The organism is Nocardia transvalensis NBRC 15921, from assembly GCF_000308875.1.
GTDB lineage: Bacteria > Actinomycetota > Actinomycetes > Mycobacteriales > Mycobacteriaceae > Nocardia > Nocardia transvalensis.
In genome coordinates this window covers 161,737-183,716 of the sequence record NZ_BAGL01000127.1, presented here as the reverse complement: position 1 = coordinate 183,716, position 21,980 = coordinate 161,737, and the positions used below count along the sequence as shown (strand labels likewise).

17 protein-coding genes are annotated in these 21,980 nt (G+C 69.7%); 9 read left to right on the top strand and 8 right to left on the bottom strand.

Annotated elements, in window-relative coordinates; translation table 11 throughout:
- Nucleotides 1-95: 95 nt before the first annotated feature.
- Nucleotides 96-1,277 carry a PucR family transcriptional regulator gene (locus ON41_RS36670; RefSeq protein WP_040753923.1) on the bottom strand — a complete coding sequence of 394 codons (1,182 nt, stop codon included), beginning with the start codon at nucleotides 1,275-1,277 and terminating at the stop codon, nucleotides 96-98.
- 71 nt (nucleotides 1,278-1,348) lie between these two features.
- Nucleotides 1,349-2,854, bottom strand: coding sequence for an MFS transporter (locus ON41_RS36665; RefSeq protein ID WP_051163348.1), 1,506 nt, complete (start codon nucleotides 2,852-2,854; stop codon nucleotides 1,349-1,351).
- 103 nt (nucleotides 2,855-2,957) lie between these two features.
- Here ON41_RS36665 and ON41_RS36660 point away from each other — a divergent pair, with 103 nt between their 5' ends.
- Complete coding sequence (locus tag ON41_RS36660; protein ID WP_040753520.1) at nucleotides 2,958-3,998, top strand: Lrp/AsnC family transcriptional regulator; 1,041 nt, start codon at nucleotides 2,958-2,960, stop codon at nucleotides 3,996-3,998.
- Here the strand turns inward: ON41_RS36660 and ON41_RS36655 are convergent.
- On the bottom strand, nucleotides 3,982-6,429 hold the full coding sequence (locus ON41_RS36655) for a hypothetical protein (RefSeq protein WP_040753518.1): 2,448 nt from the start codon (nucleotides 6,427-6,429) through the stop codon (nucleotides 3,982-3,984). The two genes, ON41_RS36660 and ON41_RS36655, sit on opposite strands and share 17 nt — an antisense overlap.
- 447 nt (nucleotides 6,430-6,876) lie before the next feature.
- Here ON41_RS36655 and ON41_RS36650 point away from each other — a divergent pair, with 447 nt between their 5' ends.
- Nucleotides 6,877-7,179, top strand: coding sequence for a hypothetical protein (locus tag ON41_RS36650; protein ID WP_157185764.1), 303 nt, complete (start codon nucleotides 6,877-6,879; stop codon nucleotides 7,177-7,179).
- A 39-nt stretch (nucleotides 7,180-7,218) separates the two neighbouring features.
- Here the strand turns inward: ON41_RS36650 and ON41_RS36645 are convergent, their stop codons facing one another.
- Nucleotides 7,219-8,718 carry a PucR family transcriptional regulator gene (locus tag ON41_RS36645; protein ID WP_040753514.1) on the bottom strand — a complete coding sequence of 500 codons (1,500 nt, stop codon included), beginning with the start codon at nucleotides 8,716-8,718 and terminating at the stop codon, nucleotides 7,219-7,221.
- A gap of 241 nt (nucleotides 8,719-8,959) precedes the next feature.
- On the opposite strand from ON41_RS36645, the gene ON41_RS36640 reads away from it, so the two are divergent.
- The 6 genes from ON41_RS36640 (at nucleotide 8,960) to ON41_RS36615 (ending at nucleotide 16,763) form a co-directional block, all read left to right on the top strand.
- A complete protein-coding gene (locus tag ON41_RS36640; RefSeq protein ID WP_040753512.1) occupies nucleotides 8,960-9,829 on the top strand; it encodes an FAD binding domain-containing protein in 870 nt (289 codons plus the stop codon).
- Nucleotides 9,829-10,302: a (2Fe-2S)-binding protein gene (locus ON41_RS36635; RefSeq protein ID WP_040753509.1), complete on the top strand. Its 474-nt coding sequence runs from the start codon at nucleotides 9,829-9,831 to the stop codon at nucleotides 10,300-10,302. The genes ON41_RS36640 and ON41_RS36635 overlap by 1 nt, the downstream gene beginning before the upstream one ends.
- A gap of 116 nt (nucleotides 10,303-10,418) precedes the next feature.
- Nucleotides 10,419-11,753 (top strand): 8-oxoguanine deaminase, encoded by a 1,335-nt coding sequence (locus ON41_RS36630; RefSeq protein ID WP_040753919.1) that lies wholly within the window; start codon nucleotides 10,419-10,421, stop codon nucleotides 11,751-11,753.
- Nucleotides 11,753-14,074: a molybdopterin cofactor-binding domain-containing protein gene (locus ON41_RS36625; protein ID WP_174411396.1), complete on the top strand. Its 2,322-nt coding sequence runs from the start codon at nucleotides 11,753-11,755 to the stop codon at nucleotides 14,072-14,074. Before ON41_RS36630 ends, ON41_RS36625 begins: the two co-directional genes overlap by 1 nt.
- A 149-nt stretch (nucleotides 14,075-14,223) precedes the next feature.
- Nucleotides 14,224-15,657 carry an NCS2 family permease gene (locus ON41_RS36620; RefSeq protein WP_040753504.1) on the top strand — a complete coding sequence of 478 codons (1,434 nt, stop codon included), beginning with the start codon at nucleotides 14,224-14,226 and terminating at the stop codon, nucleotides 15,655-15,657.
- A 5-nt stretch (nucleotides 15,658-15,662) separates the two neighbouring features.
- Nucleotides 15,663-16,763, top strand: coding sequence for an XdhC family protein (locus tag ON41_RS36615; protein ID WP_040753910.1), 1,101 nt, complete (start codon nucleotides 15,663-15,665; stop codon nucleotides 16,761-16,763).
- Between the two features lie 30 nt (nucleotides 16,764-16,793).
- On the opposite strand, the gene ON41_RS36610 is transcribed toward ON41_RS36615, so the two are convergent.
- On the bottom strand, nucleotides 16,794-17,033 hold the full coding sequence (locus ON41_RS36610; RefSeq protein ID WP_040753500.1) for a hypothetical protein: 240 nt from the start codon (nucleotides 17,031-17,033) through the stop codon (nucleotides 16,794-16,796).
- A 216-nt stretch (nucleotides 17,034-17,249) separates the two neighbouring features.
- Between ON41_RS36610 and ON41_RS36605 the strand changes: the two genes are divergently transcribed.
- Nucleotides 17,250-18,791: a cytochrome P450 gene (locus tag ON41_RS36605; RefSeq protein WP_083905893.1), complete on the top strand. Its 1,542-nt coding sequence runs from the start codon at nucleotides 17,250-17,252 to the stop codon at nucleotides 18,789-18,791.
- A 111-nt stretch (nucleotides 18,792-18,902) separates the two neighbouring features.
- Here the strand turns inward: ON41_RS36605 and ON41_RS36600 are convergent, their stop codons facing one another.
- From ON41_RS36600 to ON41_RS36590, 3 genes are all read right to left on the bottom strand, one after another.
- Nucleotides 18,903-19,844 (bottom strand): LLM class flavin-dependent oxidoreductase, encoded by a 942-nt coding sequence (locus tag ON41_RS36600; RefSeq protein ID WP_218003608.1) that lies wholly within the window; start codon nucleotides 19,842-19,844, stop codon nucleotides 18,903-18,905.
- Nucleotides 19,845-20,166: 322 nt separating this feature from the next.
- Nucleotides 20,167-21,312, bottom strand: a complete 1,146-nt coding sequence (locus ON41_RS36595; RefSeq protein WP_157185763.1) for a cytochrome P450 family protein — start codon at nucleotides 21,310-21,312, stop codon at nucleotides 20,167-20,169.
- A gap of 25 nt (nucleotides 21,313-21,337) precedes the next feature.
- Nucleotides 21,338-21,856: a GNAT family N-acetyltransferase gene (locus tag ON41_RS36590; RefSeq protein WP_051163382.1), complete on the bottom strand. Its 519-nt coding sequence runs from the start codon at nucleotides 21,854-21,856 to the stop codon at nucleotides 21,338-21,340.
- Between the last annotated feature and the right edge of the window lie 124 nt (nucleotides 21,857-21,980).

Here is a 21,980-nt window from a genome sequence, read left to right as displayed (position 1 = left end):
CCACCACAATGCACGCCACGGCCGCGCGCGGACTCCGGCTGTGCGCGCGGCTCACGATCATGCCCTCGATACGCGACCGCGTATCGACGCTGGACTCAGCGTAATTCGAGGGCGGCCAGCGCGAGCGACAGTTCGACGTAGGAGCGCTGGCCTTCCAAGGGCCGGTCGAGCAGCGTCGAAATGCGTTGCAGCCGATTGATCACCGTATTGCGGTGGCAGTGCAGGCGGGGGGCGGCGTTGGCGGCGGAGCAGTTCTCGGCCAGCCACGCCGACAGTGTGCGCAGCAGGATGTCGCGCTCCTTCTCGGGCAGGCGCAGCACCGGGCCGAGGGCGTGGTCCAGCAGCAGATCGGTGAGGCCGGGGGAGTGCACGAGCAGCGCCTCCTGGTATCGCTCGTCGAGCGACACGAGGCCCGTCGCGTCCTCGGACAGCGTTTCGACCGCGATGAGCGACAGCGCGTGCGCCGAATCCACCTGTGCCAGGCCGGGAACGGCGGGGGAGGCGCCGGCGCGCCCGCGTACCAGGGGCCGCAGGTGGCGCAGCACGGCGTCGGCGCCGCGATGTTCGAGCGCCACCAGCCCGATCGTGGTATCCACCCGGTCGTGCCACACCGACCGAATTCCCAACGCCGACAACGTGGTTTCGGCTCCCGCCCGCAGCGGCCGCCCGTCGCCGCGCGCCGCCACCACCAGATACGCGCCCTGCGCGGGTAGATTCAGCTCGCGGGCCGCGCGGGCGGCGAATCCGGCATCGTGCGCCCGCCCCGCCAGCAGGTCCTCGATCAGCGCGTGCCGCCGCCGTTCGTCGCGGCGCACCTGCTCGAGCTCGGTATTGCGATAGGAGGTGACCAGTGCGGAGGACAGCCCGTCGATCACCGTCCACATCGCGGTCCCGGCCTCCCGGATCACCTGCGGCCCGGCGTCCTCGGCCTGATCCAGCAGCGCCTCCCAGACGATGCCGCCGCCGAGCCGGAACGTCCGCAGCATGGCCTCCATCGGCACTCCCTGCTCGGCCCGATGCCTGCCGATCGAGGCCGCCACATCGTCGTGCTCCGGATCGCCGCCCGCCCCACCCAGCAACTCCAGGATCCGCGTCAGATACCGCTTGCACCCGTCGCGCAGATCGGCCCGCGGCACCGAGGTGTAGTCGGTCCACTCCGGATTGTCGGTGAAGATCGCCGAGATCAACCGCCTGGTCAGCGCCGGGATATCGGCCCGGCACGCGGCCGCCAGCGTCCGGGTGCCCGGAGTCGAGAGTGCGGGGTGCGGCGCTGCCATGCCGATCCACGCTACCGGCAGCGCGCGGCGGTCGGCCGTCACCCCGAACCGCACGCGCTGCCGGTATCCGGTCAGGCCCGCGAGGGTTCCGTAACGGGAGCGGCCTCGAGGGTGTCGCGACGCCGGTTTCGCAGCAGGACGGCGGTGGCCACGGCTCCGAAGATGCCGATGCACCCGGCGGCGGCGAGGGTGCCCTGGACGCCCGCCGCCGCGGCGGTCCGGATCGCGTCGTGTAGCTCGGCCGGTGCGTGGGTGAGCAGCATGGGCGTCTGCCCGCCCGCGACCGCGCGTGCGGTGGCGTCCGGATCAGGTACCGCGTGCGCGGCGAGCACGTCCCGGGCACGCGCGGTGAAGGCGCTGCCGAGCGTAGCGATGGCGACGGTGAAGCCGAGCTGCTGCGCGGTGTTCAACGCGCCCGTGGCCATTCCGGCGCGCTGCCACGACACCGCCGCCGTCGCGGCGGAACCCAGTGTCGCGGTGGCCAGCCCGACACCCAGGCCGATAGCCAGGAAGCCGGGAATCAGTGCGGCCCAAGCGGAGTCGCCGTGCACCAGCAGCGCGCCGAGCACACCGCCCGCGCCGACGATGAGTAAGCCGCCACCGATGACAGGACCCGCGCCGGGCCCGTGCAGGAATCTGCCGATGCCCCCCGACACCGCGAAGGCCATGGCGGACAGGGGAAGTCCGACGAACCCGGCCTGGATCGCGCTCAGCCCGAGTACCGACTGCATCCAGATCTGGGTGTACATCAACGCCCCGAACGCCGCGAAGAACAGCGCCGCACCGGCGATCAGAACTCCGGTGAACCGTCGGTTGCGCAGCAGCGCGAGGTCGAACATCGCGTGCCGCGAACGATTCTCGATGACCAGGAACACCGCCGACGCCGCCACCGCGACCGCCGCCGCCCACCAGACGACCGCCTGCGACCAGCCGTCCTCACCGGCGCGGATCAGCGCGTAGGTGGCGGATGCCGCGGCGGCGGTGAACGACAACGTCCCGCCGAGGTCGACCCGGCCGCCGTGTGGCCGGTCGTGGTCGAACACCCGGGCGCACAGCACGATCGCGACCACGCTGACCGGCAGGTTGACGAAGAAGATCCACCGCCACGACGCCGCGTCGGTCAGCACGCCGCCGACGATCGGCCCGATCGCCGAGGACGCCCCCGCGACCGCGCCCCACAGGCCGTAGGCGGTGGCGCGATCGGATCCGGTGTAGCAGCGATTCAACAGCGCGAAGCTGGTGCACGACATGGCCGCCGCACCCGCGCCCTGGACGATCCGGGCGGCGATGAGCACCGCGGGATTCGGCGCGAGCCCGCACGCCAGGGACGCCGCCGCGAACAGCGTGAGTCCGGCCAGGTAGGTCCGCCGATGCCCGGCCAGGTCGGCCACGGAGCCGGCGCCGAGCAGCAGGGCGGCCATGGCCAGCGCGTAGCCGTCGACGACCCACTGCAGCGCGCCGAACGACGCGCCGAGATCGTGCTGGATGTCGGGGAGCGCCACATTCACGATCGTGACGTCGATGAGCAGCATGAAGGTGCCCAGACATACCGTCAGTAGCGGTAGCCATCTGCGCAAAACCGTTGTCCTCTCTCGAAATTCGGTAGTCGAACGGGGCTCGAGTATCCGGATATCGATCGATCGAGTCGTGTGAACGGCCTTTCGGCGTACATTTCCTCCCATGGCAGCGGCAGAAATGCACAACTTGTCCTCCCTGGACGCGCTGGATAGACAGATCGTGCAGATCCTCCAGCTGGATCCGCGCCGGCCGTTCAGCCGCGTCGGCGCCGAACTGGGGGTGGCCGAGCAGACGGTCGCGCGGCGGTACCGGCGGCTGCGGCGCGACGGCGTGGTGCGCGTGATCGGCGCGGTCGACGCGCCCGCGGTCGGCGAGAACGACTGGATCGTGCGCGTCCGCTGCCGCCCCGACGGGGCCCAGCAGGTCGCCGAGGCGCTGGCGAAACGTCCTGACGCGGCGTGGGTTTCGATCGCCGCCGCGGGCGCCGAGGTGGTCTTCTCGCTGCACCCGCGCAGCCCGGGGGACCGCGACGATCTGCTGGTGCAGCGATTGCGGCGCAGCGCGCCCGTGCACGACATCTCCGCCTCGATGATCCTGCACCGTTTCCTCGGCCGGGACGTCAGAGATTGGCGCGGCCGACGATCCGGGCAGGACACGCCACCGCCCGCGGTCGACGGGACCGAGGACGACCCGAGCCTGCGCCCGGAGGATACAGCCCTGCTCGACCTGCTGGCCCGCGACGGCCGCACCGGCTACTCGGTGCTCGCGCGCGCCACCGGTCTGACGATAGGCCGGGTGACCAGGCGTATCGCAGCGCTCCAGGCCGCCGGGATTCTCTACTTCGACCTCGATATCGCCCCGGCGGCCCAGGGCTCGTCGCTGATCGCCTTCCTCTGGCTCGGTGTGGCCCCGGTGCGCCTGGACGCCGTGGGGCGGGCCGTCGCCGACCAGCCGGAGACCGCCTACGCCGCCGCGATCACCGGGCCGTTCAACCTTTTCGCCGTGCTGTCCTGCGACAACGCCGACGATCTGTACCGGTACGTCACCACGCGCATGGCCGCCCTGGACGGCGTGCACAGCTTCGAACTGTCGCCCGTGCTGCGGCGGCTGAAACAAGCGGGCACGCATACCGCCGACGGGCGACTGACGCCACCGGCTCCCGCGCCGCGGCGCGGTCGGCCCGGGGTCACCTCAGCAACCTGATGACGTGGCCGTTCATCGCCGTGCGCCACGCGTTCTGCCAGGCGACCGACGGCGGTTGGGCGTTCGGTGTGGCCAGCGAGTTCCACGGGGTCCGGGAACGGCCGGAGGCCCACTGGTCGGTGGTGCCGGCGTTGGCGATCTGGCGCCGGGCGTCGCGCATCCGCTGGAAGTCGGTCGGATCGGCGATCATCCTGTTGACCGAGTCCAGGACGTCGGTGGAGTGCCGGTTTCCGATCGCTTGCAGAATGCGCCCGGCGCCGTCCCTGCCACCGACGTTCTGCAGCATCCCGGTCGCGTGCTGGGTGTCGCCGTCCGCCAGGCCCTGCAACTGCTTGAACTTCGCGGCCGTCGGATCGTTCATGTAGTCGTCGATGAAGGCCTGCTGCTCGTTCGTGTAGGCGCCGCGCTCGAGGCTCACGCCGGGCGGATTCGCGCGATGGAAGCGGAACGCGGCGGCCTGCAGCGTCGCCATATCGGCCGCGGCCTCCTCGGCGGTGCCGTGACCGTTCACGAGATTGTTCGCCGATTCCTGCGCCCGCTTGGCCGCCGCGACGACATGGCCGAGATGCTTGTCGGCCAGGGTCTCGCCGGCCGCGTTCGCGTCGACGATCTCCCAGGATCGAATCGCATGCCTCATGACGTTCCGGTCGGTGAAGCCGAGCGACCGCAGCACGGCCCACCCGTCACCGGTACCGCCGCCGACGTCCTCCAAACCCTGCAACGCCGCGGCGGCGCCCCGGAACGAGTTGACCCCGCCGTTCTGCCGGACCGCCTCCCGGGCGCCGGCCTCGTACTGCTCCCATTTCATGTAGGACCGCGCGTAGGTGCCCCCGGGACCGCCGACGCCCGGCGCGCCCCAGAACCCCCACTGGCCACGCTGCGCATGCGATTCCATGCGCGAATTCAGGCGCAGCGGTGACCGCACGCCGGTCAGCCATTCGGACACCGGCGAGTTGTTGACGGTGCTGACCGCGGCGAGCGCGGGCAGCAGGCCCATATGCGCCGAGTGCTTCACGCCGATCTCGCCCATCCCCAGCGCCTTCCCGCCCGACGAGCCCGAGCCGCGGCCGCCGCCACCGCCCTGGACGGCCAGCGCGACGCGGTTGGCGAGCCACTCGTTGCCCCGGTCCAGGCTCGCGCTGAGCCGCCGCAGCTGCGAGATGGCGACGATCTCCACGATCGCCCCGACGATGAACACCACCATGACCTGGTCGCCCGCGAGCGCGAACAGATTGCCGAGGATCAGCACGTACACCCCGAGAAATATGGTGAAGGCCGTCATGCGCGCGGCGGCGACCACGCCGTCGATCAGGTTGCGGATCAGGAACGTCTGCGTCGGTCCGTAGACGAAACCGCCTGCGGCGAAACCGAATATCGACATCAGGCCGTGGTAGATCGTGTCGAGTGCCGTCCGGATCACCTTCACCGCCAGCACCGCCCCGAAGGCGAGCATGATCGCGCCGGCGACGAGCAGCAGCAGTCCGGTGCCGACCTGTTCGAAGTTGGGATTGTCCATCGAGGCCCGCGCCGCACGGTCGCCGCATCTGCCGATGGCCTGCTTGACGACGTCCTCGTCGCCGGTCGCGATACTCGCCGACCACGCCGCGCGGCAGGCCGGTGAACTGTCGACGACGTGCCCGAAATTCCACACCTGCAGCGGCCGACGCGCGAAATTGTCGGTCAGCGTGTTCTGGAGCGTCGCGACCGTCCCGGCCGGATCGGCGCGCCCGTTCCCGGCCAGCCCGGCCGCCACCGAGATGCCGAGATCGCGTCCCTCCGCGAGCAATCCGTGTGGCGACAGCGCGTCGGCCAGCGGTTCGGCGAGGAATATCGGCCCGATCGTCGCGACCATCAGCATCGTCACCACCTGCACGGTGGCCTTGCTGTAGTAGCCGCGCACGACGAACCACGCGACGCACACCGCGCCGATCGTCGCGGCGGTCACGAGCATGAGCGGGGTGGCGATCTGCCCGGTGAGCGCGTCCGCCACCCCGGTCAGCACCTTGGCGAAGAGGGCGAGCCACTCGAAGCTCAGGGCGTAGCCGATGAGCCAGATCGCCGTGATGACGATGATCTTCCAGCCCGCGAACTCCAGCCCGAGAACCATGGACATCGCTGTATTCCCGGGACTGAAGACGCCGCCGTGATCGGTCGCGAACAGATAGCCGGACGCCTCGACACCCGAGGAGTCCCTGACATGCGTCCAGCCGAGCGCGCTGCCGACCGACGAGCCGGCGCTGTGACCGCCCGTCGCCGCCGTGGCCGCGGTCCCGAGTAGCCCGGGACACACGAACAGGACGAAGACGCCGAGCAGAAGCCCGGTCGTCCAGCGCCGTCGCCGGGTGGCCGACAGCCACGCGCCGCAGCGCCGGCCGGTCGCGGGCAGGCGCCGGCGCGCCGGATCCTGTAGATCCGTGATCCAGTTGTTCACCGCTACAACCTGATTCGTCTCCGTGGGTACCCCGCGGGGCACGGTCTCGAGCTTCGAAGCGGGCAGGTCATCAGGGCTGATCCACAGTCCCCGGAAACGACCCGGGAACGTTAACGCGGCGTGATGAACGGTCAGCCTCCCGGCGGTGAACAACGAACTCGGAAACCGATTGAACGCTTTGGCATTTGGTACCCGCCGTGACGCGCCTCGTTCACCGTGCGTTCGCCCGGGTCGGCATGGCGGCCGCGTCCGCGCGGGCGCCGCCAAGGGCCACTGACTGCCTTCGGTACATGACAGATCATGCAGTTAGCGCGAAAGCTCTTGCGGCGCTGCGTCTTCAGCGCAGATGCCCGTATCCGGGCGGGTTTAGCCGCTCGAGGTCGGGGTTATCCCAGTCCGATATCGGAAATAACGGGGTTTACACGTCCTCCGAGGAAGCGAGGCGGTATGCAGGGAAACTACGAGGGGGTTGCGCTGGGGTGTGGCGCAGTGTCCGGCGAATGTTGTTGCAACACTCTGGTATTCGCCGGGATCGCCGATCAGCTGGTGCGGCAGTTGTTCGACGTCGGGCTACGGCTGGACGCGATCGGCGCCGTATTCGACGGTGACGAGACCCCCGCCGTGCGGCTGGACAAGACGGAGAACGCCCTCGCAGCGATCCTGGCCGGACTGGATCACATGATTCGCGATATGGGACTGGCAATGCTCTCGGTGACGGTCGCGCTGCCGGAGGCGGAGCCGAACCCTTGATCTGGAGGGCACTCCAGCACTTACCGTCGCCTGAACCGGTCAGCGCAGCGCGAGCGCAAGGAAGAAGTCGACCCGGTCTTCCAGCCGGGACAGATCCCGCCCGGTCAGCTCCTCGATGCGGGCGATCCGGTAGCGCAGGGTGTTCACGTGCACGTGCAGGATCTCGGCGCTGCGGGCCCAGGATCCGGAGGTCTCCAGAAAGATTTCGAGGGTGTGCACGAGATCGGAGCTGTTGTTCTCGTCGTAGGTGGTCAGCGGGTCGAGCAGGCGCAGCCGAAACATCCGCCGCACCTCGTCGGGGACGCTGGCCAGCAGCATCATGTGGGTGGCCAGTTCCTCGTGGCCGACCACGCAGGCGGGGTCGTGCCGGTCGGTGGCCACCCGCCGGGCGTGCCGGGCCTCGTCGACCGCGCCCCGCAGCGATTCGGCGTCGACGATGCCGCTCACCCCGATCGACAGCCGGCTCGCGCCCAGCCCAGGCGCCAGGGTGTTCACCGCGGCCTGGATGACGTCGAGTACGGAGTGGTCCGTCGGTATCAAGGCGATCGCCTCGCCGTCGACGATACCGGCGGCCGGCGTTCTGCCGTACAGGATTTCGCGGAGCAGCACGCGTAACTCCCTGGGCCGCAACCCGTCCTCGGCCGCGGCGGCCACCGCGACATAGCTGCCGTCGGCGCCCAGCCCGGTGAGCTCCAGGCGCGAAATGATCTCCGCCGGTTTGGCGTCGGAGACGATCAGCTGGACCAGCTCCTCCGCGAGCCGGCCCTCCGCGCTCTGCCGGTCGTCCTGCCGCGCGCGCTCCAACGAGACGACCGCGGCCAGCTCGCCGGTCAGCGCGCGCCGCGCCTCCGGCCAGTCGGCGCAGTCGCCCTCGAAGATCAGCAGCCAGTCGGCGGCGCGGGAGGTGCCGTCCTCGTCGACGGCGAACAGCGAATAGGGCCGGTTCTCGTCCGTGATCACGCAGGGCAGGCGACTCGCGCTCAGGAATGCGGTCACGGCTTCCGCGGGCGGCGGCTCCTGCGGACCGGCGACCACGCGCCCGGTCGAGGACGCCACCCAGCAGCGCATGCCGAGATCGCGGCCGATCAGCTCCAGGACCGAGCCCAGCCCCGTGCCCGACACCAGCTGCCGGTGCCGGTCGAGGATCGCCGAGAGGTCCGCCGCCCGCCCGGTGGACAGGTCGCGGGTGAGCCGCTCGGTGACCGTCGCGAACGCCACCGTCTCGTGCACCCGGAACAGCGGGATCCGGTGGCGGCGGCACGCCTCCACGACGTCCTCGGGCGGTGCGCCGTAGCGGGCGTCGCCGGTGGCCAGCGCGGCCGCCTTGGCCCGCGCGAGCGCCGCGACGAACGTCTCGCTGTCCTCGGGGGTTGTCCGCCACTGCATGCCCGTGAGCACCAGTTCGCCGCCGGACAGGTAGCGGCTGGGGTCGGGCAGATCCTGGGTGACGACCCAGCGCACGAAGCGGTCGAGCTCCTCTTCCCCGGTGACGAGCTCGAGGCCCAGATCCGGCATGGTGAGCAGGGAACGAAGCCGCATGAATTCCGACGCTAACAGCCCCGGCCCCGTCGCGCGGGAGTTGACGCGGGTTGCGCGGGTAATGCGGTCGTGACCGGAGCAACGTCGCTGTCACCGCGGGAAACCGGGCCGTCATCCGGTTTGGAGATAAGCACAAAGACCCCCATGTGAACTGGCCCACAGTTCGTCTGTCCGGTCGTGGCCGCGGTGTGCTCCGCGCGGGTGTACTGGCGGAACACCGATAGATGCCGATGGAGTGACCATGGAATTCCTGCGACCCGGAGACTGGGCCGAGGCGCTCGAGATCAAGGCGGCCCGTCCCGATGCCGTGCCCGTCCAGGGCGGCACCGACGTGATGGTCGAGCTGAATTTCGACAAGGGCCGTCCGGACGCGCTGCTGGACCTCAATCCCTGCCGTGAACTGCTGCGCACCGAGGAGATCGGTGGCCGGCTGCGCATCGGCGCGGGCGTGCCGTACGTGACGATCATCCGTGACCTGGGACGGCAGGTGCCCGCGCTGGCGCAGGCCGCGCGCACCGTGGGGTCGCCACAGATCCGCAATCGCGGATCGGTGGGCGGCAATCTGGGCGCCGCGTCCCCGGCCGGGGACACCCATCCGGCATTGCTCGCCGCGGACGCCGTGATCGAGGTCGAATCCGCCGCGCGCGGCTCCCGCATGATCCCGATCGACGACTTCTACGTCTGGGTCAAGAAGAACGCGCTGGAGCCGGACGAACTGATCCGGGCGATCTGGCTCGAACCGGCGGCGGGGCCGCAGTACTTCTCGAAGGTCGGCACCCGGAACGCCATGGTGATCGCGGTGTGCTCGTTCGCGGTGGCGCTGCGCCCCCAGGCCCGCACCGCCGGTGCGGGCATCGGATCGGCCGGACCCACCCCGCTGCGCGCGACGGAGGCCGAACAGTATCTGGCCGACGCGCTGCCGTGGGACGATCCGGCCCCGCTGACCGAGGCGGTGGCCCGCGATTTCGGCGAGCTGGTCGCGGCCGCGGCCGAGCCGATCGACGACGTGCGCGGCACGGCCGACTACCGCAAACATGCCCTGTCGGTGCTGGCGCGCCGCACGCTGACCTGGGCCTGGAACGACCTGGCGGCGCAGAGGAGGGTGGCCTGATGCGGGTGAGCTTCGAGGTCAACGGGGCGTCCGAGCACGTCGACGACGTGTGGGAGGGCGAGAGCCTGCTGTACATGCTGCGCGAGCGAATGGGGCTGCCGGGCTCCAAGAACGCCTGCGAACAGGGCGAATGTGGTTCCTGCACAGTGTATTTGGACGGCACCCCGGTCTGCTCGTGCCTGGTCGCCGCCGGGCAGGCCCACGGGCGGTCGGTCCGGACGGTGGAAGGGCTCGCGGAGGGCGAGAAGCTCGACCCCATGCAGCAGGCGTTCGTGGAGGCCGGCGCGGTGCAGTGCGGATTCTGCACCCCGGGCCTGATCGTCCAGGCGCACGACCTGATCGAGCGCAACCCGGACCCCTCGGACGCCGAGATCCGCGAGGCCCTAGCCGGAAACCTCTGCCGCTGCACCGGTTACGAGAAGATCCTCGACGCCGTCCGCGCCGCCGCCACCCGAAAGGCGGCCGCCGAATGACGCCCCCCACTTCCCAGCCCGCCAAGTCTCCCACTTCCCCCGGCACGGAGTCTCTCACTTCCCCCGGCACGGAGTCTCTCACTTCCCCGGCGAATGCCGGGGGCCATCGCCTCGTCATCGAAAACGCCTACATCGCACCGGTTGTGGGCCCCGAGATCGAGAACGGGTACCTCACCGTCGAGAACGGGCGCATCACCGGGCTCGGCGCCGGGCCCGCGCCGGCGATCGACGGGGCCGAGCGGGTGAACGGTCGCGGCTGCCTGGTCACCCCGGGCCTGGTCAACACCCACCACCACCTGTACCAGTGGGCCACCCAGGGCCTGTACCAGGATTCGACGCTGTTCGAGTGGCTGACCGGGCTGTACCGCACGTGGGCGCGGATCGACGCCGACGTCACCTACGGCGCGGCCGCCGCGGGCCTGGCGTGGCTGGCGCTGTCCGGCGCCACCACCTCGACCGACCACCACTATGTCTTCCCGAAGGGCCGCGGCGATCTGTTCGAGGCCGAGGTGCGCGCCGCCACCGAGGTCGGCCTGCGCTTCCACCCCTGCCGCGGCTCCATGGACCGCGGACAGTCCGACGGCGGCCTGCCCCCGGACGAGGTGGTCGAACGCACCGACGACATCCTCACCGGCACAGCGGAAACCATCGACCGCTACCACGATCCGTCGTTCGATTCGATGCTGCGCGTGGCCGTCGCGCCGTGCTCGCCGTTCTCCGTCAGCGAGACCCTGATGCGCGAATCGGCCACTCTCGCCCGCGACAAGGGCGTGCGCCTGCACACCCACCTCGCCGAAACCCTCGACGAGGAGAAGCACTGCCTCGAGCAGATGGGCTGCACCCCGGTCGAATACATGGAGAAGATCGGCTGGCTCGGCGACGACGTGTGGTTCGCCCACGCGGTGCACCTGCACGACAAGGACATTCAGCGATTCGCCGACACCGGCAGCGGTTCGGCGCACTGCCCCAGCTCCAACGCGCGGCTCGGCGCGGGCATCGCCCGGGTCTCGGATCTGCTCGCCGCCGGAGCGCCGGTCGGCCTCGGCGTCGACGGCGCCGCCTCCAGTGAGCTGACCACGATGGCCGGAGAGATGCGGCAGGCCATGCTGTTCCAGCGCGCGGTACACGGCCCACAGGCGCTCACCGCCCGCCAGACCCTCGAGATCGGCACCCTCGGCGGCGCCCGGAACCTGGGCCGCCACCGGGAGATCGGCAGCCTGGAGGTCGGGAAACTGGCCGATATCGCCGTCTGGCGCGTCGACGGATTCCGCGCGGCGATCGCCGATCCGGTGTGCGCGCTGGTCTTCGGCCCGACCCCGCCGCTGGCGCGGCTGCTGGTCGGCGGCCGCACGGTTGTAGAAAACGACGAACTGCGCACGATGTCCCAGGACGCCGTCGCCCGCGCCGGTGTTACCGCGCGCACGCGGCTGCTGCGCGAAGAGGGGGAGTGATGACCTCGACACGTTCCACCCGGTTCCCCGGACAGGTCGCCGCGCCCGGCCGGGGCGGTGTCGGCGAGAGCCCGCTGCGCCCCGACGGCACGCTGAAGGTGAAGGGCGAGTTCGCCTATTCGTCCGATCTGTGGATGGACGGCATGCTGTGGGGCGCGACGCTGCGCAGCCCCCACCCGCGGGCGCGGATCCTCGGCATCGATATCACCGCGGCCGTCGCGATCGCCGGGGTGCACGCCGTCCTCACCCACGAGGACGTCCCCGGCCGCAAGGTCTACGGCCTCGACCACACCTGGGATCAGCCGGTCCTGGCCTTCGACGAGGTACGCCACCAGGGCGAGCCCGTCGCGCTGGTCGCCGCCGACCACCCCGAGACCGCCCGCCGCGCCATGCGGGCCATCGAGATCGAGTGGGAGGTGCTGGAGCCGATCACCGATCCCGTTGCGGTGGTGGATGATCCGCAGACCCACAAGGTCCAGGAGCGCGGCGGCATCGCCCGCCACCAGCCCGTGCGCGTCGGCGATATCGAGGTGGGCCGCGCCCTCGCCGATGTCGTGATCGCGGAGCAGTACGAGGTCGGCATCCAGGACCAGGCCTTCCTCGGCCCCGAATCCGGCCTGGTCGTCCCGGCCGAGGACGGCGGGCTCGACTTCTACGTCGCCACCCAGTGGATGCACAACGATCTGTCCCAGATCGGCCCGTGCCTGCGCCTGCCCCCGGAGAAGATCCGCATGACCCTCGCGGGCGTCGGCGGCGCGTTCGGCGGGCGCGAGGACCTGTCGATGCAGATCCACGCCGGCATGCTGGCCCTGTACACCGGCCGGCCGGTCAAGATGGTGTACAACCGCGAGGAGTCGTTCTTCGGTCACGTGCACCGGCATCCGGCGCGGATGTGGTACGAGTACGGCGCGACCCGCGACGGCAAACTGACCTTCGCCAAGGTGAAGATCGTCCTCGACGGTGGCGCCTACACCTCCGCCACGCTCAATGTCACCGGCAACGCGTCCTCGCTGGCCCTGGGCCCGTACGAGGTGCCGCACCTCGAGATCGACGCGTACGGCGTCTACACCAACAACCCGCCGTGTGGCGCCATGCGTGGATTCGGCGCGGTGCAGGCGTGTTTCGCGCACGAGTCGATGATGGACAAACTCGCCGACGCGCTCGGCATGGACCCGGTGCACGTGCGCCAGATCAATGTCGTCGCACAGGGTTCCACGCTCGCCACCGGCCAGGTGGTGCACGCGCCGACGCCGTTGCGCGAAATGCTCGGCCAGCTGGAGTCGATGCCGCTGCCGGAGGCGTTGGACGCCACCGATATTCGCAACTTGCCCGGCGGCGCGTCCCAGACCACGCACGGCGAGGGCGTGGTGCGCGGCGTCGGTTACGGCATCGGCATCAAGAACATCTGCTTCTCCGAGGGCTTCGACGACTACTCCACCGCCCGGGTGCGGCTGGAGGTCGTCGCGGGCGAACCGGTCGCGCTGGTGCACACCGCCGCGGCCGAGGTCGGCCAGGGCCTGGTCACCGTGGAGGCGCAGATCGCCCGCACCGAACTCGGCGTCGAGCGGGTGACCATCCACCCCGCCGACAACGGGGTGGGCGACGCCGGATCCTCCTCCGCGTCGCGGCAGACCTACATGACCGGCGGCGCGGTCAAGACCGCCTGCGAGGCGGTGCGGGCCCGCGTGCTCGCGCTGGCCGCGGACAAGGGCCATACCGGAGCGGCGAATCTGGTTGGCGGCAAGGTGGTTTCCCATACCGGTGAGGTGCTCGCGGCGCTCGTCGACGTTCTCGATGAGGGGGTCGTCGAAGAGACACGCGTATTCCAGCACCATCCGACCACCGGTATGGATCCCGTGACCGGCCAGGGCGACAGCCACACCCAGCTCGCCGTCTGCGTGCACCGCGCCGTGGTGGACGTCGACACCGAACTGGGCCTGGTCAAGGTCGTCGCCCTGGACGCGGTCCAGGACGTCGGCAAGATCATGAACCGGCTGTCGCTGGAGGGCCAGATCCACGGCGGGTCCGTTCAGGGCCTCGGCCTGGCGGTCATGGAGGAAATTCAGGTAACCGACGGAAAGGTGCGCAACCCCTCGTTCACGGACTATCTCATCCCGACCATTCTCGACACACCCACCCAGAAACTGGAGATCCTCGAGAACGCCGACCCCCGCGCCCCCTACGGGCTGCGCGGGGCCGGTGAGCCACCGACGCTCTCGTCCACTCCGGCGATCGTCTCCGCGATACGCAACGCCTGCCGGAACGCCGGCGGTACCGGAAACATCACGCGTGTTCCGGTCCGCCCGACGGACATCATCTAAAGCTGTTGACCCGTTTTCCGGCGTGCTTTTGGCCGGAATCTCGCGAGATCCCGGCCAAAAGCACGCCGGGAGAACTGAATCCGCACCCGCACCCCAGGTCCGTTGACGGCACGGACCGCAGGTCGGCCATGCCCCGAGGAGGGCACGCCATGACCCAAGTTCAGACCCGCACCGCTCCGACAGCCGGGAGATCCGCCCTGGACCGGCTGTTCCGTCTCAGCGAGCGGCGCACCACGGTCTCCCGCGAAATCCGCGGCGGGATCACCACATTCGTCGCCATGGCCTATGTCATCCTGCTGGTGCCGCTGATTCTGGGCGGCGCCACCGATATCGACGGCAAGCACCTGAGCATCGCCCAGCTCACCACCGCCACGGCATTCTCCGCGGGCCTGTCCACCGTCCTGATGGGCCTGGTGGGCAATGTGCCGCTGGCGCTGGCCGCCGGGCTGGGCGTGGTGCCGGTGGTGGCGTTCCAGGCCGCGCCGCACATGACCTGGCCGCAGACCATGGGCCTGGTGGCGCTGATGGGCGTGGTCATCGTGATCCTGGCCGCGACCGGCCTGCGGACGATGATCATCAACGCGATCCCGCTGGCGCTGAAGAACGCGATCGGCGTCGGGATCGGCATGTTCATCGCGATGATCGGCCTGGTGTCGGCCGGCGTGGTCGGGCACGGATCGCCCACCGGCCCGCCCGTGGGCCTGGGCCCGGACGGACATCTCCAGGGCTGGCCGGTGGTGGTGTTCGGGGTCGGCCTGCTGCTGATGCTGGCGCTCTACATCCGCAAGGTGCCGGGCGCGATCCTGATCAGCATCGCCATCGCCACCCTCCTGGCGATCGTCCTCAACACGGCGGCCGACATCGACCCGAAGGCGTGGGGCACGGTCGTGCCGGAGGTACCCGACAAGCTGTTCGCCGCACCGGATTTCGGCCTGATGCTGCACATCGATCCGCTGGGCGGCTTCGCCCGCGCCGGGGCGATGACCGCGGGCGTGGTGTTGTTCACGCTGGTGCTGACCGGCTTCTTCGACGCCATGGGCACGATCTTCGGCGTGTGCGACGAGGCGGGCCTGCTGGACGAGCGCGGCACCATGCCGGGCCTGGGCAAGGTGCTCACCACCGACGGCGTCGCGCAGATCATCGGCGGTGCGTCGGGCGGCGCGGGCAGCACCGTGTACGTGGAGTCGGCGACGGGTGTCGGTGAGGGCGCCCGTACCGGCCTGACCAGCGTCGTGACCGGCGGATTGTTCTGTCTCGCAATCTTCTTCACCCCGATCGCCGGGGTGGTGCCGATCCAGGCGGCGGCGCCCGCGCTGGTCCTGGTCGGCGCGCTGATGATGACGCAGGCCCGCAAGATCGACTGGAACGACCTGGAGGTCGCGGTCCCGGCCTTCCTGACCATCGTCGCGATGCCGTTCACCTACTCGATCACCAACGGCGTGGGCGCGGGCCTGATCGCCTACACGGTGATCAAGGCGGCGCGCGGCAAGTTCCGCGAGATCCACTGGCTGGTCTGGGTGGTGAGTGTGGTCTTCGCGGCCTACTTCGCCATCTCCGGTATCGAAGTACTCCTAGGCGGGTGAGGATGATGCGTGAGCTGACCGATCAACTGCGGCACTGGCATTCGGCGGGTAAGCGGTACGCCGTGGCGAGCATCGTCGGGATCACCGGCAGTGCGCCGCGGCCGCTGGGAGCCGCCCTCGCGGTGGACGAGGACGGTAACGTCGCCGGCAGTATCTCGGGCGGATGCGTCGAGGGCGCGGTCTACGACCTGTGCCGGGAGGCGCTGCGCACCGGTTCGCCGCGGCGGGAGACCTTCGGCTACAGCGATTCCGACGCCTTCGCGGTCGGGCTGACCTGTGGCGGCGTGCTGGAGGTGTTCGTCCACCCGGTCGGCTTGCGCGATCACGAGACCATCGAAAAGGCGCTGGGCCGGGTGGGGCCGGTGGCCCTGGTCCGGGATCTGGGCAGCGGCGCTGTGCAGGCGCTGGGCCCGGACTGGGCGTACGGCGCGCGATTCGATGCGAAGGTGGTCGCCGAGGCTCGGGCCATGCTCGACCTCGGCGCCACCGGGATGCGGGTGATCGGTTGCGGCGACAAGGAAGTCACCGTCTTCGTCGAGTCGTCGGTGCCGCCGCCGCGAATGATCGTGTTCGGCGCCATCGACTTCGCCGGCGCCGTCGCCCGTATCGGCAAGTTCCTCGGCTACCACGTGACGGTCTGCGACGCGCGACCGGTCTTCGCCACACCGGCCCGCTTCCCGGACGCCGACGAGGTGATCCTCGAGTGGCCGCACCGCTATCTCGAACGGACGGAGGTGGATTCGCGCACGGTGATCTGCGTGCTCACCCACGACGCGAAATTCGACGTCCCCGTGCTGGAGGTGGCGCTGCGGCGGCCGGTCGCCTATGTGGGTGCGATGGGCTCGCGCCGCACCCACCGCGACCGCCTGGCCCGCCTGCGAGCGGCCGGAATCACAGAAAGCGAACTGGCCCAACTACATTCGCCGATCGGATTGGATCTGGGCGGGCACAGCCCGGAGGAGACCGCCGTGGCGGTGGCCGCCGAGATCGTCGCGGTGCGCCGCGGCGGATCGGGGCGCGCGCTGGCCGCGACCGATGGCCCGATTCACCGCTTCGCTCCTCGGGAAACCGTCGGGCCACCGCCGATGCAGTCCACGGGTACCTAGTTCTCACCGAGAAAGCCATGGCCTCGGGCGTTAGCAGCGCGGTTCGACTTCCAGAATCACGGGGCGGCAATCCAATCCGAAGTCGGTGGGTTCGCACTCCCACACGATCGGCGGGGTCTCCGGCGAGTGCTCGCGCGGGCCTTCGGGCAGATGCGCGAGCACGAACTTTCCCTCCGCCTCGGGATGTTTCGCGATCAGGGCGTGGAATTCCTCGATCAGCTCCCGGTGTTGTTCGGCGGCCACGGTGGGGTTCCGGATGGTGTGGGGCATGACGCCTCCTCGGGACGCGGGGACGGGCCCGGTCCGGTGGGCCCGGCCTCACCACTGTGCGCCCGGCCGGTGTCCGATTCGCGAGTAGTCGGTTACTCGAATCGGGGTGGCGAGGCATCTGATACGAAGCGTCACAGGTATTGCCATTTGGGTGCACATCTGTACACTGAATTCCGGGTGCGGACAGCAAACACCCAGTTCGGAGGCAGGGTTGCCATGGCGTCCAAGACGCGGACCACGACCGGATCCGGCAGTGCGGTACTGCATCCGCCCCGCCACCTACCGACATTCATCCGCTGGCACGGCACGACGGTGTCGTGGTGGCAATCGTGGAAGCTCGCGCTGAAGACTGTGCCGCGGGTGCGCGACCACACGGTCGTCGAATACCTCACCGCGCTGCCCGGCCAGGACGATGTGCTGGTGGCGCGCATGCCGTTCCTGAAGTTCGTGGTGGTGCGCAGTCCGGAGCTGGCGCGGCACGTCCTGGTGTCCAATCAGAACAACTACGGCAAGAGCGCCGAGTACGACATGCTGGCAGTGGCGTTCGGCCGCGGCCTGGTCACCGATCTGGACGATCAGCGCTGGATGCGCAACCGGCGCCTGGTGCAGCCGGTGTTCGGCAAGCGCAATGTCGACCGCTTCGCCGGGCCGATGACCGAGGCCGCCGGGGCCGCCGTGGACCGGATTGCCGAGTTGAGCCGCGCGGGCGGGCCGATCGACATCAATGCCGAGATGAACAGGCTCACACTGGATATCGTGGCCCGCACCATGTTCGGCACCGATCTGTCCGGGCCGATGACGGAGGTGCGGCTGTCGGTCCTGTTGCGGTACTTCGGGATCGGCTTCATGACCAACCTGAGCCGCCCGATCCGCGCCGCCTCCAAGTGGGTGCTGCGGCACGGGCCGCATCCCGAATCGGCGGACAATCCGCGCCTGCCGATGCGGGTGATGCGGGTGATCAGCTGGGTGTTCGCGCCGCGGGCGATGCGGGATCTGCGGCACGTCGAGAAGGTGATCGACGGGTTGATCGCCGACCATCGCAGCGGCCGGATCACGCGTAAGGACAATCTGCTGGCGCTGCTGATGGATGCCCGCGACCCCGAAACCGGTTACGCCTACACGGATCAGGAGATTCGCGAGGAGCTGATCACCTTCATCGGCGCCGGTATGGAGACCACCGCGACGGCGCTCGCGTGGGCGTGGCATCTGCTCGGCCGCAATCCCGCTGTGCGGCAACGGCTCTACGAGGAAGTGGATACGGTGCTGGGCGGTCGCGCCCCGACCGCCGCCGACGTCGACCGCCTCCCGTGGACCAGAGCGGTCGTCGCGGAGACCATGCGGGTGTACCCGCCGGTCATCGGGCTGGCGCGGGTCGCTCTCGGCGACGACGTCCTCGGTGACTATCCGATCCGGTCGGGCACCACGATCGCCATCATCCTGCACGGATTGCACCACCACGGCCGGATCTGGGACAGGCCGGACGATTTCGACCCGTCCCGCTATCTCGCCGAGAACCTCAAGCCCGCCCAGAAGCACGCCTCCCTGCCCTTCGGCGCCGGCAAGCGCATGTGCGTGGCCTACGGTTTCGCCAATATGGAAGCCGTCCTCGTCCTGGCCACCCTGGCCCAGCGCCTCGAACTGAACCCCCACGACGACAAGCCCATCCGCCCCCAGATCTCCTTCACCGGCGGCCCCGACGGCCCGATCCCCATGGACGTGGCGTTCCGCACCGACACCGGAATCCACCGCCGCGCATAACCCCCCGTCTCCGGGCAAGTCCCCCCCATCTTTTCCGGCGCGTCCGCCCACCTTTTCCGGCGCGTCCGCCCATCTTTTCCGGCACGCTTCTGGCCGGAATCCACCACCCGACTAGCCCGGAAGCAGCGCCGCGACCCGATCCAACTGATCGGCGAACGACTCGGGACCGACGGCCGCGATGCGAATCAACAAGTGCCGTGCTCCCGCCTTCACATACCGGTCCAGCTGGGCGGCAACATGTTCCGCGGACCCGGTGATCATCACCTGGATGGTGCCGACCGCCTCCAGTGGCATGTTGTAGGTCGCCTGGCAGTACTCCTCCAGCGCGGATCGCCCACGGTCTGCATCGTCATCGATGTACACGGTGGCGAACAGCGCAGGGGTGATCGCGTCGGCGGGGCGTCCTTCCGCTTCCCGGGTCTCCTCGATCGCCGCCAAACCCGCGCTGTAGTCCTCCGTCTCGGGCGGGTAGGGGAGCCAGCCGTCGTACAACCGCCCGGTCCGGGCCAGCGCCGCGGGAGTGATCCCGGCCAGCCAGACCGGCGGCCCACCCGGCCGGTGCGGGCTCGGCACCTCCGGCAGCCAGTCGTACCGGAGCACCTTGCCGTGGAACGGTTCCGAATTCCCGGACCACAGCTGCGGCCACAGCCGCACCGTATCGTCGAGATGGGAGAACCGGGTCTTGAACCGCACGCCGGACAATTCGAACTCCGGCTCGCTGAACCCCGGAAATCCGGCCCCCACACCGAGAATCAGCCGCCCCTCCGACAGGAGATCCAGGGAGGCCAGCGTCAACGCCGCCTGCACCGGATGCCGATACGCCGGAATCAACGCGGCGGTCCCGAGGGTGATCCGCTCGGTCACCGACGCGGCCGCGGCGAGCAACGCCAACGGCTCCACCCGCGCCCGCACCAGCGAATCCCCCGCCCACACCGAATCGAACCCGGCCCGCTCCGCCCCGACCACCATATCCAGCAGCCCTCGCGCCGAATTCCCCGCCGCCAGCTGAGCCAGCCCCCCGGGCAACAACAGCCCATATCGAATATCGTTCATTCCCACAGCATCAGCGCCGGCCCACCACCCGACAATTCCCGGCAGGGTATCGCCGAGCCTCCGCCATAACACCCATCCGATCCCCCCGGTGTCAGAACCCATGTTCCGGCCGGTGTCAGAACCCATGTTCCCGCCGGTGTCAGAATCCATATCCCCGCCGGGGCCAGCACCCATACTCCCGCCGGGCCAGCACTCATGACACGCGGCGCTACTACTCTCTTTTCCGGCATGCTTTTGGCCGGAAACCACCGCGCTCACGATGGATTCCGGCCAAATGCACGCCGGAAAAAGAGGGCGCGGGAGTGTCGTGGTGAACCGGCCGTCAGCGACCCAGAACCACCGGCAGAGCCTCCAGCCCGTGCGAGCGCCACGAATTCCGGTAGCGCAGTGCGCTTTCCGGTATCGCGAGCCGGGCACCCGGAAAGCGGGTGAACAGTTCGGGCACGACGGCGTCCACGATGAGGTTGCCGACTTGGGCACCGAGGCAATAGTGCGGGCCACGGCCGAACAGGAGGCTCGGCCTGCCGTCGCGGGCGGGGTCGGAATCGGCACCGAACAGCGATAGCAGGACGGTGTCGCCGCAGGGAACCAGCACGTCCCCGAGGGGCAGGTCCTCGGTGGCGAAGCGCCGGATGGCGAAGGGCGCGGGATTCGCCCGCGCCGTCATCCGGGCGCGCTGTGCGGCCCAGTCGCGGATCGGGTCGTCCGTGAGCGCGGCGGCGATGGCGTTCCCGCACAGGTGGACCGCGTTCTCGAGCCCCGCCATCATCATCAGGAAGGCCAGCGATACGAGTTCGTCCTCGCTCAGCCGATCCTCGTCGTCGCGGGCCCGGATCCATCCGCTGAGCAGGTCGTCGCCCGGCTCGGCGCGCTTGGCGCCGATCAGTTCGGTGAAGGTGGCGACCATCCAGCCGATCGAATCCCGCAGCCGCCGAGCGGATTCGGAAGAGGACGGATCGAGCGTCACCATGGCATCGGCGGCATGCCGCAACCGGTTGTGCAGATCGGCCGGTACGCCCAGCAATTCACCGATCACCACCGCCGGAATCGGAACACACAGCCGTGCAAGAACATCCACCGTCTCGTCGCCCGGTAGTGCCGCAAATGCCGACTCCGCGATCCGCGACACCGTGTCGCGTAGCGCCGCGGCGGACCGCCGGGTGAACGCGGGCGCGGCCAGCCGTCGCACGCGAATGTGCTCGTCGCCGTCCATATTCAGCAGATTCCGGTCCAGCGCGGGCGGCAACGCGAATCCGGCATAGCCACCGCTCGAATGCTGCTTGTCCAGGCTCAGCCGCGGATCGGCGAGCAACCCCGCCACCTCGTCGTATCCCGCGACCACCCACACCGGCAGCCCACCGGGCAGCGTGGCCCGCCGCACCGCCCCTCGCCACCGCGCATGATCCGCCCAGCGCGTCTCCGCGCCGGTACCGATCACCGGTAACCCTGCTCGCTCCTCGGCCGACACCCCGACCAGCGTAGTGACCCCGCGCTCACACCCGGCCGGCCTGATCTTCGCCGTACATGTGAAATCCGAGGCGCTGGTTCATGGCGATCGCCGCGGCATTGCGCGGATGGTGAAAGGTGACCATCCAGCGATAGCCAGCCGACCGCGCGAAGGTGATCGCCAGAAGTTTGAGTGCCAGCGAAAGGCCGTGTCCCCGAAAGGGTCTGAGCACGCCTGTCATCTCGCTGAACGCCACGCCGGGCTCGGCGTGCAACGACACCGCGCTCATGCCGACCAATTCGCCCGCCCGCACCGCCAGGATCACCCCGGCTGGATCGTAACCGCGCGCCTCGAACCGCTGCGCGACATACTCGGCGTAGGAGAAGAATTCGCCACGCTCGGGGATATCGGCCGCACAGATCCGGTTCAGCTCGTAGACCGCCCGCCGGTTGTCCTCGGTATCGCCCAGCCCGGCCAGCGTCGTGAAGGTAACCCCCGCCTCGCCCGCCCGCTCTAGATACGGCGCGAACTCGGCATCATCGAAATCGTCGACCCGCAATCGCATCCGCACCCGGTCCGCCACACCCGGACCATAGCGCGGCCGACGAGGGCGGCGATGCGAATTACGTGGTGGATGTGGTGGCCGACGAGGGCGGCGGTGCGGATTACGTGGTGGATGTGGTGGTCGG

Bases quoted from the DNA above. Each gene is read 5' to 3' on its own strand.
- ON41_RS36610 (WP_040753500.1), bottom strand. From the start codon at position 17,033: ATGCCCCACACCATCCGGAACCCCACCGTGGCCGCCGAACAACACCGG.
- ON41_RS36635 (WP_040753509.1), top strand. From the start codon at position 9,829: ATGCGGGTGAGCTTCGAGGTCAACGGGGCGTCCGAGCACGTCGACGAC.
- ON41_RS36670 (WP_040753923.1), bottom strand. From the start codon at position 1,277: ATGGCAGCGCCGCACCCCGCACTCTCGACTCCGGGCACCCGGACGCTG.
- ON41_RS36620 (WP_040753504.1), top strand. From the start codon at position 14,224: ATGACCCAAGTTCAGACCCGCACCGCTCCGACAGCCGGGAGATCCGCC.
- ON41_RS36645 (WP_040753514.1), bottom strand. From the start codon at position 8,718: ATGCGGCTTCGTTCCCTGCTCACCATGCCGGATCTGGGCCTCGAGCTC.
- ON41_RS36600 (WP_218003608.1), bottom strand. From the start codon at position 19,844: ATGAACGATATTCGATATGGGCTGTTGTTGCCCGGGGGGCTGGCTCAG.
- ON41_RS36615 (WP_040753910.1), top strand. From the start codon at position 15,663: ATGCGTGAGCTGACCGATCAACTGCGGCACTGGCATTCGGCGGGTAAG.
- ON41_RS36650 (WP_157185764.1), top strand. From the start codon at position 6,877: ATGCAGGGAAACTACGAGGGGGTTGCGCTGGGGTGTGGCGCAGTGTCC.
- ON41_RS36590 (WP_051163382.1), bottom strand. From the start codon at position 21,856: ATGCGATTGCGGGTCGACGATTTCGATGATGCCGAGTTCGCGCCGTAT.
- ON41_RS36605 (WP_083905893.1), top strand. From the start codon at position 17,250: ATGGCGTCCAAGACGCGGACCACGACCGGATCCGGCAGTGCGGTACTG.
- ON41_RS36625 (WP_174411396.1), top strand. From the start codon at position 11,753: ATGACCTCGACACGTTCCACCCGGTTCCCCGGACAGGTCGCCGCGCCC.
- ON41_RS36640 (WP_040753512.1), top strand. From the start codon at position 8,960: ATGGAATTCCTGCGACCCGGAGACTGGGCCGAGGCGCTCGAGATCAAG.
- ON41_RS36660 (WP_040753520.1), top strand. From the start codon at position 2,958: ATGGCAGCGGCAGAAATGCACAACTTGTCCTCCCTGGACGCGCTGGAT.